Source organism: Tsukamurella sp. 8F (assembly GCF_029167375.1).
GTDB lineage: Bacteria > Actinomycetota > Actinomycetes > Mycobacteriales > Mycobacteriaceae > Tsukamurella.
Genome location: NZ_JARFTP010000012.1, coordinates 44,465 through 62,609 on the forward strand (window position 1 = coordinate 44,465; position 18,145 = coordinate 62,609).

The 18,145-nt window shown below is 69.7% G+C and carries 16 protein-coding genes; 4 read left to right on the forward strand and 12 right to left on the reverse strand.

Annotation, left to right across the window (positions count from 1 at the left end):
- Window positions 1-167 precede the first annotated feature (167 nt).
- On the reverse strand, window positions 168-1,319 hold the full coding sequence (locus P0W64_RS11375; RefSeq protein ID WP_275480218.1) for a hypothetical protein: 1,152 nt from the start codon (window positions 1,317-1,319) through the stop codon (window positions 168-170).
- 115 nt (window positions 1,320-1,434) lie between these two features.
- Window positions 1,435-5,931, reverse strand: a complete 4,497-nt coding sequence (locus P0W64_RS11380) for an ATP-dependent helicase (protein WP_275480220.1) — start codon at window positions 5,929-5,931, stop codon at window positions 1,435-1,437.
- 124 nt (window positions 5,932-6,055) lie between these two features.
- Here P0W64_RS11380 and P0W64_RS11385 point away from each other — a divergent pair, with 124 nt between their 5' ends.
- On the forward strand, window positions 6,056-6,658 hold the full coding sequence (locus tag P0W64_RS11385; RefSeq protein ID WP_275480221.1) for a lysozyme: 603 nt from the start codon (window positions 6,056-6,058) through the stop codon (window positions 6,656-6,658).
- Between the two features lie 45 nt (window positions 6,659-6,703).
- Here P0W64_RS11385 and P0W64_RS11390 read toward each other — a convergent pair whose 3' ends face one another.
- Together P0W64_RS11390 and P0W64_RS11395 are read right to left on the reverse strand one after the other, a co-directional pair.
- Entirely contained in the window at window positions 6,704-7,252 is a 549-nt protein-coding gene (locus P0W64_RS11390) for an NAD(P)H-dependent oxidoreductase (protein ID WP_275480223.1), read from the reverse strand.
- A gap of 39 nt (window positions 7,253-7,291) precedes the next feature.
- Window positions 7,292-8,200, reverse strand: coding sequence for an NAD(P)/FAD-dependent oxidoreductase (locus tag P0W64_RS11395; RefSeq protein ID WP_275480225.1), 909 nt, complete (start codon window positions 8,198-8,200; stop codon window positions 7,292-7,294).
- A 68-nt stretch (window positions 8,201-8,268) separates the two neighbouring features.
- Here P0W64_RS11395 and P0W64_RS11400 point away from each other — a divergent pair, with 68 nt between their 5' ends.
- Entirely contained in the window at window positions 8,269-8,829 is a 561-nt protein-coding gene (locus P0W64_RS11400) for a helix-turn-helix transcriptional regulator (protein WP_275480227.1), read from the forward strand.
- A gap of 4 nt (window positions 8,830-8,833) precedes the next feature.
- Here P0W64_RS11400 and P0W64_RS11405 read toward each other — a convergent pair whose 3' ends face one another.
- The 8 genes from P0W64_RS11405 to P0W64_RS11440 all read right to left on the reverse strand — a co-directional run bounded on the left by P0W64_RS11405 (window position 8,834) and on the right by P0W64_RS11440 (window position 16,684).
- Window positions 8,834-9,061, reverse strand: a complete 228-nt coding sequence (locus P0W64_RS11405; RefSeq protein ID WP_275480229.1) for a hypothetical protein — start codon at window positions 9,059-9,061, stop codon at window positions 8,834-8,836.
- A 2-nt stretch (window positions 9,062-9,063) separates the two neighbouring features.
- Window positions 9,064-10,848 carry an acetyl/propionyl/methylcrotonyl-CoA carboxylase subunit alpha gene (locus P0W64_RS11410; RefSeq protein ID WP_275480231.1) on the reverse strand — a complete coding sequence of 595 codons (1,785 nt, stop codon included), beginning with the start codon at window positions 10,846-10,848 and terminating at the stop codon, window positions 9,064-9,066.
- Window positions 10,849-10,943: 95 nt separating this feature from the next.
- Window positions 10,944-12,491, reverse strand: coding sequence for a condensation domain-containing protein (locus P0W64_RS11415; protein WP_275480233.1), 1,548 nt, complete (start codon window positions 12,489-12,491; stop codon window positions 10,944-10,946).
- A gap of 7 nt (window positions 12,492-12,498) precedes the next feature.
- On the reverse strand, window positions 12,499-12,918 hold the full coding sequence (locus P0W64_RS11420; protein WP_275480235.1) for a SufE family protein: 420 nt from the start codon (window positions 12,916-12,918) through the stop codon (window positions 12,499-12,501).
- On the reverse strand, window positions 12,915-13,811 hold the full coding sequence (locus tag P0W64_RS11425) for a sulfurtransferase (RefSeq protein WP_275480237.1): 897 nt from the start codon (window positions 13,809-13,811) through the stop codon (window positions 12,915-12,917). The genes P0W64_RS11420 and P0W64_RS11425 overlap by 4 nt, the downstream gene beginning before the upstream one ends.
- Window positions 13,812-14,124: 313 nt before the next feature.
- Window positions 14,125-14,754 carry a Maf family protein gene (locus tag P0W64_RS11430; RefSeq protein ID WP_275480238.1) on the reverse strand — a complete coding sequence of 210 codons (630 nt, stop codon included), beginning with the start codon at window positions 14,752-14,754 and terminating at the stop codon, window positions 14,125-14,127.
- Between the two features lie 5 nt (window positions 14,755-14,759).
- The gene (locus tag P0W64_RS11435) at window positions 14,760-15,041 is read right to left on the reverse strand and encodes an acyl-CoA carboxylase subunit epsilon (protein WP_275480239.1); all 282 of its coding nucleotides are present in this window, start codon (window positions 15,039-15,041) and stop codon (window positions 14,760-14,762) included.
- Window positions 15,038-16,684 carry an acyl-CoA carboxylase subunit beta gene (locus P0W64_RS11440; RefSeq protein WP_275480240.1) on the reverse strand — a complete coding sequence of 549 codons (1,647 nt, stop codon included), beginning with the start codon at window positions 16,682-16,684 and terminating at the stop codon, window positions 15,038-15,040. Before P0W64_RS11440 ends, P0W64_RS11435 begins: the two co-directional genes overlap by 4 nt.
- Window positions 16,685-16,783: 99 nt before the next feature.
- On the opposite strand from P0W64_RS11440, the gene P0W64_RS11445 reads away from it, so the two are divergent.
- Both P0W64_RS11445 and P0W64_RS11450 read left to right on the forward strand, forming a co-directional pair.
- Window positions 16,784-17,593, forward strand: a complete 810-nt coding sequence (locus P0W64_RS11445) for a biotin--[acetyl-CoA-carboxylase] ligase (protein WP_275480241.1) — start codon at window positions 16,784-16,786, stop codon at window positions 17,591-17,593.
- 31 nt (window positions 17,594-17,624) lie between these two features.
- Entirely contained in the window at window positions 17,625-18,134 is a 510-nt protein-coding gene (locus P0W64_RS11450; protein WP_275480242.1) for a PH domain-containing protein, read from the forward strand.
- Window positions 18,135-18,145 lie beyond the last annotated feature (11 nt).

The following is an 18,145-nucleotide window of genomic DNA, read 5'->3' on the forward strand; positions in this document are numbered from 1 at the left end:
CGTGTCGTTCTGGTGGGAACCGGACACGATCGCCCACATCGTCGGGGGCTCGGGCGATGACGCCCGCTTGGTTGCACTCTGCAAGTATATGTAGATTGAATGCGATATGCAACTATTCGAAGTATGCAAATGTTGTGGTGTGCGACACTCCGGTCGGAACGCAGTCGCTACGGGTTCTTTGCGAGGATCGTGTACTGCGCGGCCGCGGCCTGCTGCGCGTCGAGCAGTGAGTCGGTGGACAGGGTGAATACATAGCGGCCTACCTGCCCGCTGCACCCGAACGTGCCGTCGTCCGAGTAGTGCGCGCACCGCACGGTGGCCAGTCCGGCCGGCGCGGGCACCGGTTCGGCCGTCGGGGTGCTGTGACTGCGGCGAGCCGCGAGGAATCCGGACGCCGCCGCCTCGTTCCGAGTCCGGTAGACCACCGTCTTGCCTTGTCCCACCGCGTCGATCCCGGCGGCGCGGTACATGTCGGCGTCGGAGATGTCCTCGATGCGCAGGAGCAGGCCGTACAGATCGAAGTAGCTGTTGGCGATCTCGGTCTCGGAGATCGGGGGATCGGCCTCGTACAGAGTGCGGGCGAGGATGCCGTTGTCGTCTCCGGGTAGTGACTGGATCGATGCGGTGGGCGTCGGACTGAACCGCCTGACCTCGGGTACCTCGCGCGCGTAGGCCTTCGAGACGAGCCCTGCCGCCTCGCCGGTCGTGGGGGCCGTACCGCTGATGTTGATCACGAACGGTCCTTCAGCCCGGTAGGAGTCCACAGTGCCGGGCTTGAACTCGGTCGCGAACACGCCGTCGATCCCCACGATCCGCCGCTGGGACCCGGTGCCCTTCTCAACCGCCGCGAGCGCCTGGGTCGCTGAGTCGGGAGTGTCGAATCGATACAGGCCGACGCGCAGGGCCACGGTCGGATCGTCCATCTTGTCGCCACGGGTCGTGGTCATCCCCACGCGCATCTTGTTGGTGCTGAAGGCGGCGGCCGTCTCGTCGGGCACTCGCTTGCTCAGGTTCAGGCCGTCGAGTACGGGGTACGACCGCAGAGCGATGCCGCCGATCTTCAAACGTGGATCGACATCGGAGACCTGGATCAGGGCATCGCCCATACGGTTGCCCTCGACGATCCAACCGCGGTCCCTCGACGACGGCGGGACGGCTCGCATCGTGGTCGGGTACGTGCCGACGTCCAGCCCGGCCGGGACGACCGATCCCGGCGAATCGCCGGCGCTCTCGACCGCATGACCCGCCACCGTAGTGCCGCAGGCCGTCAACGAGGCGGCGGTACCGACGACGAGCAACATGAGGACTGTCTTCTTCATAGAGGCCTCTCCATTCCACGTGCAGTGGATCAGGCACGACTTGGCCGCCGCCAAATGCCCGATAAACACTATCTGCGGAAGGCGTGCAGGCAGACGAGATCCATGCGGCCCGCGACTAGCGCAGGCGCAGCCCCTTCGGCGTGCGGCCGAAGCCTGCGTCGAGGAACGCAGCCGCCAGCGCGTGGCCGTGGACGTGTTCGCCGTCGATGCGCTCCACGGTCAGGCTGCCGATGTGGCGCTCGCGTGCCACTGTGGCCAGCGCCGTCACCGCTGCGGCGGGGTCGACGTCGAATGTGAGGACCGTCCGCCCGCCGCGCTCGACGAACAGGGCGGGTCGGCCTCCGTCGAGCACCACCAGCGCACCGGCCTTGCGGCCGGGACGGGCGCGTGAGGAGTCTCCGTCGGGCTCGGAACGCTCGGGCCAGGGAAGGGCCGCGCCGTAGGGGTTGGCCGGATCGGTGGCTGCCAGGACGAGCGGGTCCGTCGGTTGCTCGCTCGCGCGCAGGGCGTCGACGGTGCCGGTGCGCGCGAACTGCGCGGCGCCGAGGTGCTCGATGAAGTACCCGCGTCGGGCTCTGCCGGACTCCTCGAATGCACTGAGTGCCTTGTATATTCGGGAGAATCCGCCCGGCACCTCCTCTGCGGCGACCGCCCCCTTGGTCACCACGCCGTACCGCTCGAGCAGTTGATCGGCGAGGCCGGCCGTCGCGGCGGTCGGGTCGAGGTCGGCGCGTGGCACTGCGCTCCACCGCCCCGTGAGCATGGGCGGGGCGAGCTCCGTCGGCACACGCACGCGTGCACGCGGCACACGTCCACGCGCACGGTGAGCGCCGCCCCGTGCCCTGCCACGCCCCCCACTCGACAGGGACGCCGAGCTGCGGCCGCCGACCAGGCGTGCGCGGACAGGCGCGAACGTGTCGCCCGTCAGCAGGCCTGCCCACACCAGGTCCCACAGGGCGTCCGGTGAGTGGGCGTCGGTGGGCAGCTGACGGTAGAAGAAGGCCCCGCCGCCCGCGACCGCGTCGAGCAGGGCGAGGTGCCCGGGCGTGAGCTCGAGCGGCGCCCCGGCCGGCACCGTCGTCTCCGCGAGATCCGCGGGGTGGAAGGCGATCCAGCCGTCCTGTGCGCCGATGGAGCCGGAACCGGTCCACAGGACCTCGCCGGTCGCCGTCAACTCGTCGAGCATCGCGGGGGAGTAGTCGCACACGCGCGACGGCAGGACCAGCGTCTCCCACGCCGATGCAGGAAGGGGCAACCCGGCGAGTTGGTCGAGGGCATCGGCGACACCGTCGACGCCGCGCAACGGCCTGTCGAGGTGGTGCCATCCTGCAAGGAATCCGGCGTACGTGGCGCCGGACACCGGTTCCACGTCGTGCCGCAGCTTCGCTAGGCTGCGCTGCCGGATGCGGCGCAGCACGGCGATATCGCACCACTGTGGCGAAGGGAGGTCGGTGACGAAATCACCTTCCACGACGCGCTTCTCGGATGCGAGGGCGGCCAGCGACCGCGCCACGACCGCTACGCCGAGGCCGTATCGTGAGGCGACCTGCTGCGCCGAGAACGGACCGTGCCTCCGCGCGTATCGCGCCACGAGATCGCCGAGGGGATCGGGGACCGCGTCGGTGAACGCGGCCGCGATGCCGGGCTGTAGGGGCACACCGAGGCCGTCCCGGAGGCGGCCCGCGTCTTCGACTGCGGCGACCATCTCTGCGCCTGTCGACCCCAGCCGGAAGGTGAAAGCCCTTCCGGCAGCGATCAACGCATCCACCGCATCGGGCACGGAGTCGCTGCGTTGGGCGATCTCGTCGGAGGTCAGTGGTCCGACCTCGCGAATCAGATCCGCCACCTGCTCGACCGATCGCGCCCGATACCCCGGCGCGACGCGCTGCAGCCCCGCTTCGATCTCGGCGATGATATCGCCGTCGAGCAGTTCGGTGAGCTCGACCCGCCCCAGCAGCTGAGCGAGCACCGCCGTGTCCAAAGATAGTACGGCGGAACGTCTTTCGGCCAGGGGTGCGTCCCCCTCGTACATGAACGCACCCACGTAGCTGAAGAGCAGTGACGCTGCGAACGGCGACGGTGCCTCCGTCTGCACCTCCGCCAGTCGCAGCGACCGCCCGGCGAGCCCGCGCATCACGTCCACGAGTGTCGGCACGTCGTAGACGTCCTGCAGGCATTCGCGCACCGCTTCGAGCACGATAGGGAACTCCGGATACCGGCGAGCCACCTCGAGCAGCTGCGATGCCCGCTGCCGCTGCTGCCATAGCGGCGCCCGCTTGCCGGGTTCGCGGCGGGGGAGCAGCAGCGCACGGGCGGCGCATTCACGGAAGCGTGACGCGAAGAGGGCGGAGCCGCCTACCGCGTCGGTCACCAGCTGCTCGACCTCGTCCGGCTCGAAGCGGAACAGCTCGGCGCCGGGCGGCGCGTCGTCGGTGTCCGGGAGACGCACGACGATGCCGTCGTCGGTAGCCGTCGCCGCGCCCGAGAGGCCGAGACGCTCAGACAGTCTGGCGCCTACGGCGAGGGCCCACGGCGCGTGCACCGGCATACCCAGCGGCGAATGCAGCACCACACGCCAGTCGCCGAGCTCATCGCGGAACCGCTCCACGACGAGAGTGCGGTCCGTGGGAAGTACTCCGGTGGCCTCCAGCTGCTCGTCGAGCAGTCTGCCGAGGTTGCCGATCGCGTACTCGTCCAGACCGATCGCCGCACCGCGCGCCGCCCGCCCGGCCGGGCCGAGGGATGCGAACTCCGAGGTGAACGAGCCCAGTGCGCGGCCTAGCTCGGCGGGACGGCCGACGGTGTCGCCGATCCAGAACGGTAACCGCCCCGGCTGTCCGAACGCGGGTGAGACGAGGACGCGATCGTGCGTGATCTCCTCGATCCGCCAGCTGGTGGCACCGAGCGCGAACACGTCACCGACGCGGGACTCGTAGACCATCTCCTCGTCGAGTTCCCCTACACGCGAGGCTTTCTCGCCGACCATGAACACCCCGAACAGGCCGCGGTCCGGGATCGCTCCGCCCGACGTGACCGCGAGCCGCGCGGCACCCGGCCGGCCGGTGAGCACACCGTTGTCGCGGTCCCATACGACGCGCGGGCGCAGCTCCCCGAACTCGTCGGACGGGTACCGGCCCGAGACCAGGTCGAGCGTCGCTGTGTAGGCCGACTCCGGCAACGTGGCGTACGGCGCGGCGCGGCGGACGACTGCGAACCATTCGTCGACGTCCAACTCGTCCATCGCGGCCGCGGCGACGGTCTGCTGGGCGAGCACGTCGAGTGGGTTGCGGGGGATAGACAGACGCTCGATCTCTCCCGCGCGCATGCGCTCGACGGTGACCGCACAGTGCAGTAGATCCGTGCGGTGCTTGGGGAAGAACGCGCCCCGACTCGGCTCGCCCACCTGGTGCCCGGCGCGGCCCACGCGCTGCAGGCCGCTCGCGACCGACGGTGGTGCCTCCACTTGGATCACCAGGTCGACTGCGCCCATGTCGATGCCCAGCTCGAGACTGGACGTGGCCACCACGCACTTGAGCCGGCCGGACTTCAAGTCGTCCTCGATGGTGGCCCGGCGCTCCTTGCTCACCGAGCCGTGGTGGGCCATCGCCAGAACGGGATCGGCTCCGTTGGACTGCCCGCTGCCCATCACGACCGCAGGGGCACCTCCGGGGACCGCGCTGTTGAGCGCCCGCGGAGCCGTGAGCTCTGCGTGGATCTCGTTGATACGAGCGGTGAGCCGCTCCGCCAGCCGTCGCGAATTGGCGAACACGATAGTCGAGCGATGGCGTTCGATGAGTTCGACGATGTCGCTCTCGACGTGGGGCCACAGCGACCCGGGGGCCGTGGCGGATCCGTCCTCATCGGGGTCGACCGTGTCGAGCGCGGTCATGTCCTCGACCGGCACGGTGACCGTGAGGGCGAAGGTCTTCTCGGACGGCGGGCGCACGACGCGTGCCGGGCGGGGGCCGCCGAGGAATGCGGCCACCTGCTCCGCGGGCTCGACGGTGGCGGACAGTCCGATCCGCTGCGCGGGATCGTCGAGCAGGGCATCGAGTCGCTCGAGCGAGAGTGCAAGATGTGTACCGCGTTTCGTGCCCGCGACGGCATGTACCTCGTCGACGATCACCGTGGTCACCCGTGTGAGGGTCTCGCGTGCACTGGACGTGAGCATGAGGTACAGCGACTCGGGTGTCGTGATGAGGATGTCCGGCGGTGTGCGCACGAGGGCGCGGCGCTGCTGCGCAGGTGTGTCGCCGGATCGCACGCCGACGGTCACCGTCGGCGCCGGGTCGCCGCGGCGCTCGCGAACCCGGGCGATGCCCGCGAGGGGAGCACGGAGGTTGCGCTCGACGTCGACCGCGAGGGCCTTGAGTGGGGACACGTAGAGCACGGTGGTATGCGGTCGCGACGCACTGTGCTCCCGCTCGGCCAGGCGGTCGAGCGCCCAGAGGAATGCGGACAGTGTCTTGCCGGAGCCCGTGGGGGCGACGACGAGCGTGTTGTGCCCGGCGGCGATCGACTCCCACGCGCCGACCTGAGCCGCCGTCGGCGCGGCGAACGACTCCGCGAACCACTCCCGTGTCGCGGGCGTGAACACATCCGGAACCGTCACCCGCCCATCATGGCCGACGGCACCGACAGGTTTCCCGACGCGCCGGGTCGCGGTCGTTGTTCGTGTGACTGGTGTGGTGAATGATGTTTCTGGTGTTCCTGGTATCGAGTGTGAGGCGGGATTCATGAGCGCGATGTCCATTCGGCGCGTGCAGCAGGGTGTCGTCGCTGCGCTCGCACTCGCTGTCGGGGTCAGCGGGGCCTGCGTCGCCGTCGCGCACGCCGATCAGCAGGTCGGTCGCTACGCGGTCAAGGGGCAGATCGAGGTGTCGTACTTCGCGTCGGGCGGCACGTCGACGTGGGGTGCGCCGATCTCGCCCGAGCGCGTCGCCCCGCATGGCGGTCGCTATCAGGACTTCGCGCGCGACACGTCGTTCTACTGGCATCCAGGCGTCGACGGTGGAACTGCTCATCAGGTAGGCGGCGCGATCCGCGCGGCCTGGGCTCACGAGAAGGGGGCCGCCGGCCCTCTGGGCTACCCGACCAGCGACGAACTGCGCGCCCTCAATTCGTTCAGTCAAGTGACGGCAGCCTACAACCAGTTCCAGGGCGGCGTCGTCTACTGGTCGCCCACTACCGGCGCGCACCCCGTGTGGGGAGAGATCCTCGTGAAGTGGACCGAGGCCAAGCGCGAGGCCGGCCAGTACGGCTACCCGATCGGTGACGAGGTGCGCAGCGGCGACACCTACAGTCAGAAGTTCCAACGCGGCACGATCACCTGGCCCTGAGAGCGCCCATCCGAACAGGATCCGGCCGTCGGGGCGGATTCGACGTCAGCCGCGGAGCTTCTCCGTAGCGGTGACGAGGGCGTCGAGTAGGCCGGTGAGCTCCCCTGCTCGGCGGTCGAGCGGGTTGAGGCCGTCGGGGCCGAAGTCGGTGAACAGGCCCAAGGCGACCTGGCTCCGCACGTCGACCATGTGGAAGTTAGCGACGATCTGACGCCACTGTTCGACGGCGCGGATGCCGCCGTCGGCGCCGTACGAGACGAAGCCGACCGTCTTGTGCGCCCATTCCGAGCCCAGCGAGTCGAAGGCGTTCTTGAAGCCGCCGGGCACGCCGTGGTTGTACTCGGGGGTGACGAAGACGAACCCGTCGTGCTCGTCGATCGCCTTGCTCCATGCTGTCACCGCCGGGTCGTCGTACTGCTTGTTCGCGGCGCCGGGCACCGTCGCCGACGTCAGGACGGGCACCCCGAACGACTTCAGGTCGATGATCTCGAACTCCGCATCGGTACGTTCCTCTGCGGCCTTGTAGACCCACTGCGCGACGGCCTCGCCGTTGCGTCCGTCGCGGACCGACCCGATGATGATGCCGATCTTCACGTGCACTTCCTTCCGATTGTGGCGGACTGCGCACCGACTCTAACCCGCAAGGCTGAACACCATCGCCGCCGCGGCCTGATTGCCCGCGGCGGCGGCCGCGACGACCTGGGCGAAAGGGTCGGCGACGTTCCCCGCCGCCCAGACCCCGTCCGCCGCGGTCGCGCCCACTGGACCCGTCGCTACCCGCGTGCCCACCACAGTGCCCATCATCTCCAGCGGCTCGGGCTCCAAGCCCAGTCCCGCCAGGAACCCGGCTCGGGCCTCAACGAACGTGGGGACGACGACCGCGGCGCAGGGTACGGCACCGTCGGCCGTGCGAATGGCGGTGACCCCGGCATCGTCGGACTCGATGGCGACGGCGGGACCGTCTACGACCTTCACGCCGGCCTCGGCGAGAGCCTGCTCCTGCTCTGCGTTCAGGACGCCGGGGGTGTGGCGGACGACCGTCAGGTCGTCGGTCCAGCGTCGCCACAGTCGACCCGCATGGGCGGCGAGGGCTCCGTCCGTGGCGAGGATCACGAGCGGCCGCTCGCGCACCTCCCAGCCGTGACAGAACGGACAGTGCACGACGCCCTTGCCCCAGTGCTCATGCAGTCCGTCGACGTCCGGGAGTCGATCGACGACGCCGGACGCCACGAGCAGCCGGCGCGTGCGGACGACGGTGCCCGACGCGAGTGTGACGGCGATGCGCTCGCCGTCACGGGCCGTCGAGACCGCTGCGTCATCGAGGGTCGTCGCGCCGTACTGCGCGAGCTGCTCGCGGCCGATCCGGACGAGCTCAGCGGGCGCCAGTCCGTCGCGCGTGAGGAAGGCGTGTACGCCCTCGGCGGGTGCGTTGCGCGGCTCCCCACCGTCGACGACCGTGACCGATAGGCGGGCGCGGGCGAGCGTGGTTGCTGCTGCCAGGCCGGCGGCTCCGCCGCCGATGACGAGTGCGTCTGTGTTCATGTCCTCCACAGTGCCCCGCAGCTGAGCAGAGTGGCAATATTCATTGCCGAAGTGGCAAAGTGGTGGCTATGGACGACGCATCGATCCTCGCCAATGTGGGCCCGCGGCTACGCGCAGTACGGCAGGAGCGGGACATCACACTGACCGCCGTCGCCGACGCGACGGGCATCTCGGTCAGCACTCTGTCGCGGCTCGAGGGGGGCGAGCGCAAGCCGACGCTGGAGTTGTTGCTGCCGCTCGCGCGCGCATACGGGATGCCCCTCGACGAACTCGTGGACGCCCCCGACGTGGGCGATCCGCGCGTGCGTCTCAAGCCGCAGCGACACGGCTCGACGACGATCGTGCCGCTCACGCGCCGGGCGGGTGGCCTGCGCTCGTTCAAGGTGGTGCTGGGGCCCCGCAGGAACGAGGTGCCCCAACCGCGCAGCCACGAGGGTTATCACTGGCTCTACGTGCTGGACGGACGCCTACGGCTCATCCTGGGCGAGCGGGACCTGGTGATCGCGCCGGGCGAGGTGATCGAGTTCGACACCCGCCTGCCGCACTGGTTCGGCTGTGCCGACGACCGTCCGGTGGAGTACCTCGCGATCTACGGGCCGCAGGGCGAGAAGGCCCACCACGTGGGTTGACGCGTTAGAGCGAAGCGGAGAAGCGCTGGACGGCGGCGACCGCGGTGCGCAGGCCCTCCGAGTCCGCACCTGACGAGGACACGGCACCGCCGGGAGAGAGGACGACGGAGCCGATCGAGTCACCGGTCGTGGCCTCGCGGACGGCCCAGGAGTAGGACTCGTCCGCGAGCCAGCGATCGGGCGACGTCGCGGTCAGGTAGTACCCGCCCACGTTGAGTCCGATCGGATCCACGGCTACTTGATCTCGAGCAGGACGGTGCCCTGTGTGACGGCGGTGCCCGGCTCGACGGACAGGTCGGACACGACGCCGTCCTTGTGCGCGGCGACCGGGTTCTCCATCTTCATGGCCTCGAGGACCACGATCAGGTCGCCCGCGGCGACCTCTTGCCCCTCCTCGACGGCGACCTTCACAACGGTGCCCTGCATGGGGGCGGTGACCGAATCGCCGGTCGCGGTCACCTCGGCGCCGCGATCGCGCTTACGCGGCTTGGGCTTACGCCGGATCGCGCCGTTCGAGCCGCCGCCGGCGAGGTTCAGCTCGCCGGGCAGCGACACCTCGACGCGGCGGCCGTCGACCACGACGACGACGTTCTGGCGCGGCAGCGAGTCGTCCTCGGGCAGCGGCTCGCTACCCGCGTAGGGCTCGATGGGGTTGTCCCAGTCGGTCTCGATCCACTTGGTATAGACGTCGAACCCGTCCTCGTCGCCGACGAAGGCGGGATTCTCGACGATATGCCGGTGGAACGGGATGACGGTGGCGAGGCCTTCGACCTCGAACTCGGCAAGGGCGCGGCGCGCACGCTCGAGCGCCTGCGTGCGGTTCTCACCGGTGACGATCAGCTTCGCGAGCATCGAGTCGAACTGGCCGCCGATCACGTCGCCCGCGACGACGCCGGAGTCGACACGCACACCCGGGCCGGTCGGCTCCTTGTAGACGGAGATCGGACCGGGCGCGGGCAGGAAGCCGCGGCCCACGTCCTCGCCGTTGATGCGGAACTCGAAGGCGTGGCCGCGCGGCGTCGGGTCCTCGGTGACGTCGAGCTTCTCACCCTGGGCGATCTTGAACTGCTGGCGGACGAGGTCGATGCCCGCGGTCTCCTCGGTGACGGGGTGCTCGACCTGCAGGCGCGTGTTGACCTCGAGGAAGGAGACGGTGTCGCCCTGCACCAGGTACTCGACGGTCCCGGCGCCGTAGTAGCCCGCCTCGCGACAGATCGCCTTGGCCGACTCGTGGATCTTGGCGCGCTGCTCGTCCGTCAGGAACGGTGCGGGCGCCTCCTCGACGAGCTTCTGGAAACGGCGCTGCAGCGAGCAGTCGCGGGTGCCGGCGACGACGACGTTGCCGTGCTGGTCGGCGATGACCTGGGCCTCGACGTGACGGGCCTTGTCCAGATACTGCTCGACGAAGCACTCACCGCGGCCGAACGCGGCGACCGCCTCGCGGGTGGCCGACTCGAACAGCTCCGGGATCTCCTCGATGGTCTGCGCGACCTTCATACCGCGACCGCCGCCGCCGAACGCCGCCTTGATCGCGACGGGGACGCCGTACTGCTCCGCGAACGCGACCACCTCGTCGGCGCCGGCCACCGGGTCCTTGGTGCCTGCCGCCATCGGCGCGTTGGCGCGCTCGGCGATGTGCCGTGCGGTGACCTTGTCGCCCAGGTCGCGGATCGACGCGGGCGAGGGGCCGATCCAGATGATGCCGGCGTCGATCACCGCCTGCGCGAAATCGGCGTTCTCGGACAGGAAGCCGTAACCGGGGTGGATGGCGTCGGCGCCCGACTTGCGGGCCGCGTCGAGGATCTTGTCGAAGACCAGGTACGACTCGGCCGACGTCTGGCCGCCCAGGGCGAACGCCTCGTCGGCGAGCTTCACGAACTGGGCCTGGGCGTCGGGCTCGGCGTACACCGCCACACTCGTGTAGCCCGCATCGCGCGCTGCACGGATCACGCGTACCGCGATCTCGCCGCGATTGGCGACGAGGACCTTGCTGATCTGGTTACTGGCGTGGGCTGCCACTGAAATCTCCTCTGGACCCTGTAGGGCGCTTGCGCACCCGTTCGTTTCATCCGGCTCGTCAGCCGCTCGCTAACCTTCCACGGGAGTCTAAGCGTCTACGCGGAGGGCGGGACTGGCAGGACCCCGCCGCCGTATGCGCTGGAGTCGCCGATCTCGGTCAGCAACGACCGTAGCGCGCCCAGATACAGGGTGACCGCCCGGCGCGCCGTCTCGAAGCCCGGGAACCTGGCAGCGACGTGCAGGCCCGACGGAGTGCGGTTCACCCACAGGTACACGTCCTCGATCGAGTAGTCCCGGGAGCGCAGCACGGCGGCGCCGCCCGCATCGTTGTACGCGGCGCCGGGTGCCGAGCGCGTGTCCATGAAAGAGATGACGAAGCGCGGCGTCGGCGTCGTGCCTATCAGCTCGCCGACCCGCAGGAAGGGCAGTTCCGTGCCCGGTTTGGACTGCTTCCACTGCTGCTGCGCACGACGCGCGAGGTCGCCGAAGCCCCGGGCCCCCGTCGTGTCCAGGCGGAACGGTGCGATCGCCACGAACCAACCCAGCGCAGCGAGCCACTGCTCGGCGTTGCGCGTGTGCCGGGGGATGACGCACCGGAACACCGGCCCGAAACCCAGGTCCGTGTTGATCCGCGCCATGCACGCCAGGACCCCTGTCACCAGCGTCGCCCCGGCCTCCGAGCACACGAGCGTGAATTTGTTGGTGCGGTCGTCGTCGAGCAGGTGGAAGTTGAGGGCGCCCTGCGGGATCCGCGGGACGCCTTCCGCGTCGTGCGTCAGCGCGGCCTTCGTCTCGACGGCCAGCGCGGCCGCCGATGTGGGCAGAAGCGGCATCGGGAAGGACGCCATCTCGCCACCCGATTCGTGCAGATGGGCGCGCCACAACCGGGCTGCGCGATGGTCCGCGTCGGCGCGAGCGGCGTCCTTCCGCTCTGCCGCGGAGAAGTCGACGTAGCTCCCGGTAGGCAGCAGTCGGGCGGGCGATCCCTTGGTCGCCTTCCGGTACAGCGAGGCGATCTCGTGGGGCGCGAGGACCAGCGAGTAGCCGTCGACGAGCGAGTGGTCCGCCGCGAAGAAGAGCGTGAAGGAATCCGGTCGCGCCACCGTCGCGAACATGTACGCAGGCCACGTGAGAGGCGCGGTGGCCCGGTCGAACTCACCCTGCAGCTGATCGCGCAGCGGATCCACCGAGTGGTACGTGCCGATCATGCGTAGGTCCAGCTCGACCCCGTCGGCAGGCAGGCTGCGCCGCACCACCGTGCGCTCGCCTGCGTCCGTCTCCCCGTCGCTGCGCTCGCCTGCGTCCGTCTCCCCGTCGCTTCGCTCGCCTGCGTCCGTTTCTTGGAGGATGACGTGCGTGCGCAGCACCTCGTGCCGGTTGATCCACGCGGTCAGGGCCTCGCGCAGCCCGGGGATGGACAGGGGCTCGTCGAACTCGATCCCGACGGCCAGCCACGACTCGCGCCCGCCGACGATGCGTCGGCGAGCCAGCAGGTCGTAGGCGCCCCGCAGGTGTGCCTCGTGCACATACGAGGTCCCGCGGTCGTCCGGCCGCCACTTATCGAAGTCGCGTTCCGCGGTCGGCATCCACTGGCCCAGCGTTCCCGGCACCAGCGGGTAGGCGCTCAGCTCGGTGAACTGCATGTTCGACTCAGGCGGACAGGCGCCGTTTGATGCGCGCGAGCATCGCCGACATCCCGCGCAAACGCAGCGGGCTGACGACGGTGTCCAGGCGCAGTGCCGAGTAGAAGTCGTCTGGAACGCCGAGGATCTCGTCGGCCGACCGCCCGTCCAGGCCCGCGGCCAGGATCGCCGCGAAGCCCCGGGTGGTCGGTGCCTCCTCGGGAGCGCTGAAGTACAGGCGCACATGTTCCCGATCGGCTGCGTCGACGTCTAGGAACAGCGGCGACTGGCATTCCGGCACCGGCTCCATCGCCGCAGTCTGGAGGTGCTCCGGCAGTGGCGGCAGGTCCCGCGAGAACTCCACGAGCATCGTGACGCGGTCGGACTCGCCGACCGCCGCGAAGTCGTCGACGATCTCCGCGAGCGGTTCCGGCAGGGCTGAGGTCACAACGCGGCCGGGGCCTCGCCCGGCTCCTCGCCCCGAGCGATCGGGGCCCGCACGGTGTTGCCCCACTCGGTCCACGAGCCGTCGTAGTTGCGCACATCCCCGAAGCCCAGCAGATACTTCAGAACGAACCAGGTGAGCGAGCTGCGCTCGCCGATGCGGCAGTACGCCGTCACGGGCGCCGAGCCGTCCAGGTCGCTGTACACGCCGTCGAGTCCCTCGCGGCGAAGGAAGCGGCCGTCCGGGCCCACCGCCTTCGCCCACGGGATGGACACCGCGGTCGGTATGTGGCCGCCGCGCAACGCGCCCTCCTCCGGGTAGTCGGGCATATGCGTGCGCTCGCCGGTGTACTCCTGCGGCGAGCGCACGTCGACGAGTTGCTGGCGGCCCAGCGCTGCGCGTACGTCCTCGGCGTACGCACGGATGACCGAGTCGTCGCGCTCGACGACCGGATAGTCCGTAGGTGGGTAGTCGGGGGTGTCGAGCGACACGTCGCGGCCGTCCGCGATCCACTTGTCGCGGCCGCCGTCCAGCAGACGCACGTCCTCGTGGCCGAACAGCGTGAAGACCCACAGCGCGTATGCGGCCCACCAGTTGGACTTGTCGCCATAGATCACGACGGTGTCGTCGCGGCTGATCCCCTTGTCGCTCATGAGTTTCGCGAAGGCGGTGCCGTCGATGTAGTCACGCGTGACGGGGTCGTTGAGGTGCAGGTGCCAGTCGACCTTCTGCGCGGTCGGGATGTGCCCGATGTCGTACAGCAGGACGTCCTCGTCGGACTCGATGACCCGCAGTCCCGGTGTGCCCAGGTGGGCGCTCAGCCAGTCCGCGGTGACGAGACGTTCGGGGTGGGCGTAGCCCGCTAGCTCGGGGCTGGTGTCGAGGTCGGTAGCCACGGATCACAGAGTAGTCCGTGCCTGCGGGGCGATGTACACGAGCGACCTGGAGGGGTGACGGATCGACCTCCGCGGACTCGGCCCGGCCGGGCCGCCCTCGTTCTACAGCGGTTGTCTGCGGCACCGAAGATCGTGGTGACGCTGCAGTGCGGGTCGGTCGGGGTGGCCTCGTCGACGGTGCCCAGCGCAGGACCCGCTCAATCCCTCTCTGCGGTAGTCGAATTCCTCATCGGCCGCGGACGCCCCGGCGGTCGCCGTGCCCGTTCGCGGCCGAGCAGGATGCGCCCGCAACCGTGGTCCGGTCCCCATCGTTTCACGCCCAGAGCGCCGCGACGTCCAGGTCCAGCTCACCGAGCAGGCGCCGGACCAGGGGGAGCGAGATGCCGATCACGGAGCTCGGGTCCCCGTCGATGCCGTCGACGAACCAGCCGCCCAGGCCGTCGAGCGTGAACGCGCCGGCGACCTTCAGGGGTTCGCCGGACTGCAGGTAGGCCTCCAATTCGGCGTTCGACGGCGCGCCGAAACGCAGTGCCGTCGCACCCGTCCCACGCGCCTCGCCCACGATGGTGCCGGCCCGTACGCGCAGCAGGCTGTGTCCCGTCAAGAGATCGCCGGATCGCCCGGCCATCGCGTGCCAGCGCCGCCGTGCGACATCGATGGTGTGCGGCTTGCCGACCAGCTCGCCACCGATGGAAAGCATGGAGTCGCAACCGATCACGACGGCATCGCCGAGAACGGTATCGTCTGCCAGCCGCTCGGCGACATCGCGCGCCTTCGCCTCCGCGAGCGCGACCACCGCGTCGCTGTGGGAGACGTCACCGAGTGCGGCGAGTACCGCATCCTCGTCGACCTGCGAGACCGACACGGTCGGCTCGACGCCCGCGGCGCGCAGCACCGACAGACGCGCGGGAGAGGCGGACGCGAGGACCAGCCCGACGGTCACGGCGCTCAGTGGCCGCCGGTGTAGAACAGCGGTGTCAGCGACGTGTAGGTGTTGGGCCCGTTGTAGTACTGCGGACGCATCTTCTCGCGGACCGGCGCCCATGAGTTCTTCGGCGCCGGCGGGCCGGAGACGGTTCCGGACGTCGCTGCGGCCAGCACCGTCACGATCGCGGCGACGTCCTCGGCGGAGGGGTTGCCCTTGACGAACTCGATCGCGCTCGCCAGCCGCTGCTTCTCTGCGGCGGCCGCGTCCACGGCGCCGTCGCCCGCGGTGTTCGTGCCGCTCACAGCGGGATGTTCCCGTGCTTCTTGGGGAGTGTCTCGACCATCTTGCGCTCGAGCATGTTGAGCGCTGTGACGATGTGGCCGCGCGTGTGCGACGGCGGGATCACGGAGTCGACGTAGCCGCGCTCGGCCGCGACGTAGGGATTCACGAGGGTGTCCTCGTACTCCTCCTGCAGCTTCAGCCGCAGAGCGTCGACGTCGTCACCGCTCTGTTCGGCCTCTTTGAGCTCCTTGCGGTAGACGAAGCCCACCGCGCCCGAGGCGCCCATGACGGCGAACTGCGCCGTGGGCCAGGCGAGATTGATGTCGGCGCCCATGTCCTTCGATCCCATGACGCAGTACGCGCCTCCGTAGGCCTTACGGGTGACGATCGTGATCTTCGGGACCGTCGCCTCACCGTAGGCGTACAGCAGCTTGGCGCCGTGCCGGATGATGCCGCCGAACTCCTGCTCGGTGCCCGGCAGGAAACCCGGGACGTCGACCAGCGTGATGATCGGGATGTTGAACGCGTCGCAGAAGCGCACGAAGCGCGCGGCCTTCTCGGAGGCGTTGATGTCGAGGCAGCCGGCGAACTGCGTGGGCTGGTTGGCCACGATGCCCACGCTGCGCCCGTCGATGCGGCCGAAGCCGACGACGATGTTCTGCGCGCGCTGGGCCTGGATCTCGAGGAACTCGTCGTCGTCGAGGAGTCTACGGATCACCTCGTGCATGTCGTACGGCTGATTGGCCGAGTCCGGGATGAGCGAGTCCAGCTCGCGGTCCTCCTCGGTGATCGAATCGGCGATCGACCCCGTGAGCGGGTCGGATGCCGGGTACCGCGGCGCCTCCGCGCGGTTGTTCGACGGGATGTAGCCCAGCAGCTCGCGGACGTAGTCCAGGGCGTCCTGCTCCCCGGATGCGACGTAGTGGGCCACGCCCGACTTCGCCATATGCGTCGACGCGCCGCCCAGCTCCTCCTGTGTGACCGACTCGCCGGTGACGGTCTTGATGACGTCCGGGCCGGTGATGAACATCTGGCTGGTCTTGTCCACCATGACCACGAAGTCGGTGAGCGCGGGGGAGTAGACGTGGCCGCCCGCGGCAGCACCCATGATCACGGAGATCTGCGGGATCACGCCGGACGCGCGGGTGTTGCGGAAGAAGATCTGCGAGTACAGCGCGAGCGAGACGACGCCCTCCTGGATGCGGGCGCCGGCACCGTCGTTGATGCCGATCAGCGGGCGTCCCGTCTTCACCGCGAGGTCCATGACCTTGGTGATCTTCTCGCCGTACACCTCGCCCAGTGAGCCACCGAAGACGGTGGCGTCCTGGCTGAACACGCAGACCTCACGACCGTCGACGGTGCCGTAGCCCGTCACGACCCCGTCGCCGGTGGGGCGCTTGGCCGCCATGCCGAAGTTGGTGCTGCGGTGCTTGGCGAGCTTGTCGAGCTCCACGAAGGAGCCCTCGTCGAGAAGGGCGAGGACGCGCTCGCGAGCGGTGAGCTTGCCCTTCTCGTGCACCTTCTCGATCGCGGCCTCACCCATCGGAACGTGGGCCTCCGCGTCGCGCTTGCGGAAGTCGGCGATCTTGCCTGCCGTGGTGTGGATGCTCGGCTCGTCGCCGGCTGCTCCGGCGGCTGCGCCGTCGGTGGTCGCACTCGTCATGCCCCGACTGTAACCAATAGGGTGTCCGCTACAGGCGATCGGCTCGGCGGACCCGCCGTTCGGGTTCTTACTCGAGATCGCGGAGAGGCGACCACATCCATGAGCACATTGCCGGACGCCGACGCGATCACCGCGGGCGTCGCCGGGACCCGCTGGAACTCCGTCGTCGTCGTCCCCGAGACCGGTTCCACCAACGACGACCTCGCTACGGGTCTGCGGGCGGGCGAGGAACCGGGTCGCGTACTCATCGCCGATCTGCAGACCGCGGGCCGCGGGCGGCACCACCGCTCGTGGGGCGCGCCCGCAGGATCACAGCTCGCGATCTCCGTCTCCGTTGCCGTACCCGGCACGGCCGCGCCGAGGGCGGGCTGGCTCAGCCTCGTGATGGGTACGGCCGCCGTCGCCGCGGTACGCGCGGTCGCCGGTTTGGACGCCGGTCTCAAATGGCCCAACGATCTGTTGCTCCCCGATACCGCGGGTCGCGGTGGCAAGACCGCGGGCCTGCTGGCCGAGCTCGTCGTGCCCGTGGGCGGGGGCGACTCCACGGCCGTGCTCGGTATGGGCCTCAACACGACGCTCGCCGAACCCGATCTACCTGTGCCCACCGCCACGTCGCTGGCCCTCGCGGGGGCGTCGACGACCGACCGCGACGCTCTCGCCGTCGCCTACCTGAGGGCTCTCGATGCGGGCCTGACGCGCTGGGCAGAGGACCCCGCCGGGACCCGCGACGCCTATCTGGGCGTTTGTGTGACCATCGGCCAGGACGTGAACGTCTCGCTGCCGAACGGCACCGTCGTCACAGGGACCGCGACCGGCGTCGACGACGAGGGCCGCATCCTCGTCCGAGCCGCGGGCGGTGAGACGCAAGCCCTGTCTGCCGGCGACGTGACACACCTTCGCCCGGCCTGATCGGCGCGTTCGTTTCTTTAGACTGATGGGCGTGGGGTTTCCCGACAACGTCCTGGGGATGGACGAGGAGCTGATAGTGCACTGCCACCCGCACGGGCGGCGGATGACGTTGCCCGTCGCGGCGCTGCTCGTGATGTCGGGCGGGTGTGGTGTCGCGGGCGGCCTGATCTCGCGCACCTCCGTCGCGGGCGACGCGCGGTGGGCCGCGTACGGCGCGGTCGTCCTGATGTGGCTGGTGGTGGTGGGTTGGTGCACCCTGCGGCCATGGCTCCGGTGGAGCACGACGCACCTCGTCGTGACCGATCGGCGCCTCGTGTTCCGCAGCGGGATAGTGCGGCGCCGGGGTATGGATGTGCCACTCGACGACATCCTCGGTGTGCGGGTTCGGCGGTCCGTCGGCGACCGGCTCGTGGGGTCGGGGCGGATCACCGTCGAGACCCTCGGCGGGCCGCTGCGCTTCGAGGACGTACCGCATGCCGCGCGCGTCGCCTCGGTGCTGGATGAACTCGCGACGTTCGGCCACCACGAGCCGGTGTGGTGAGCGGCGGTGCT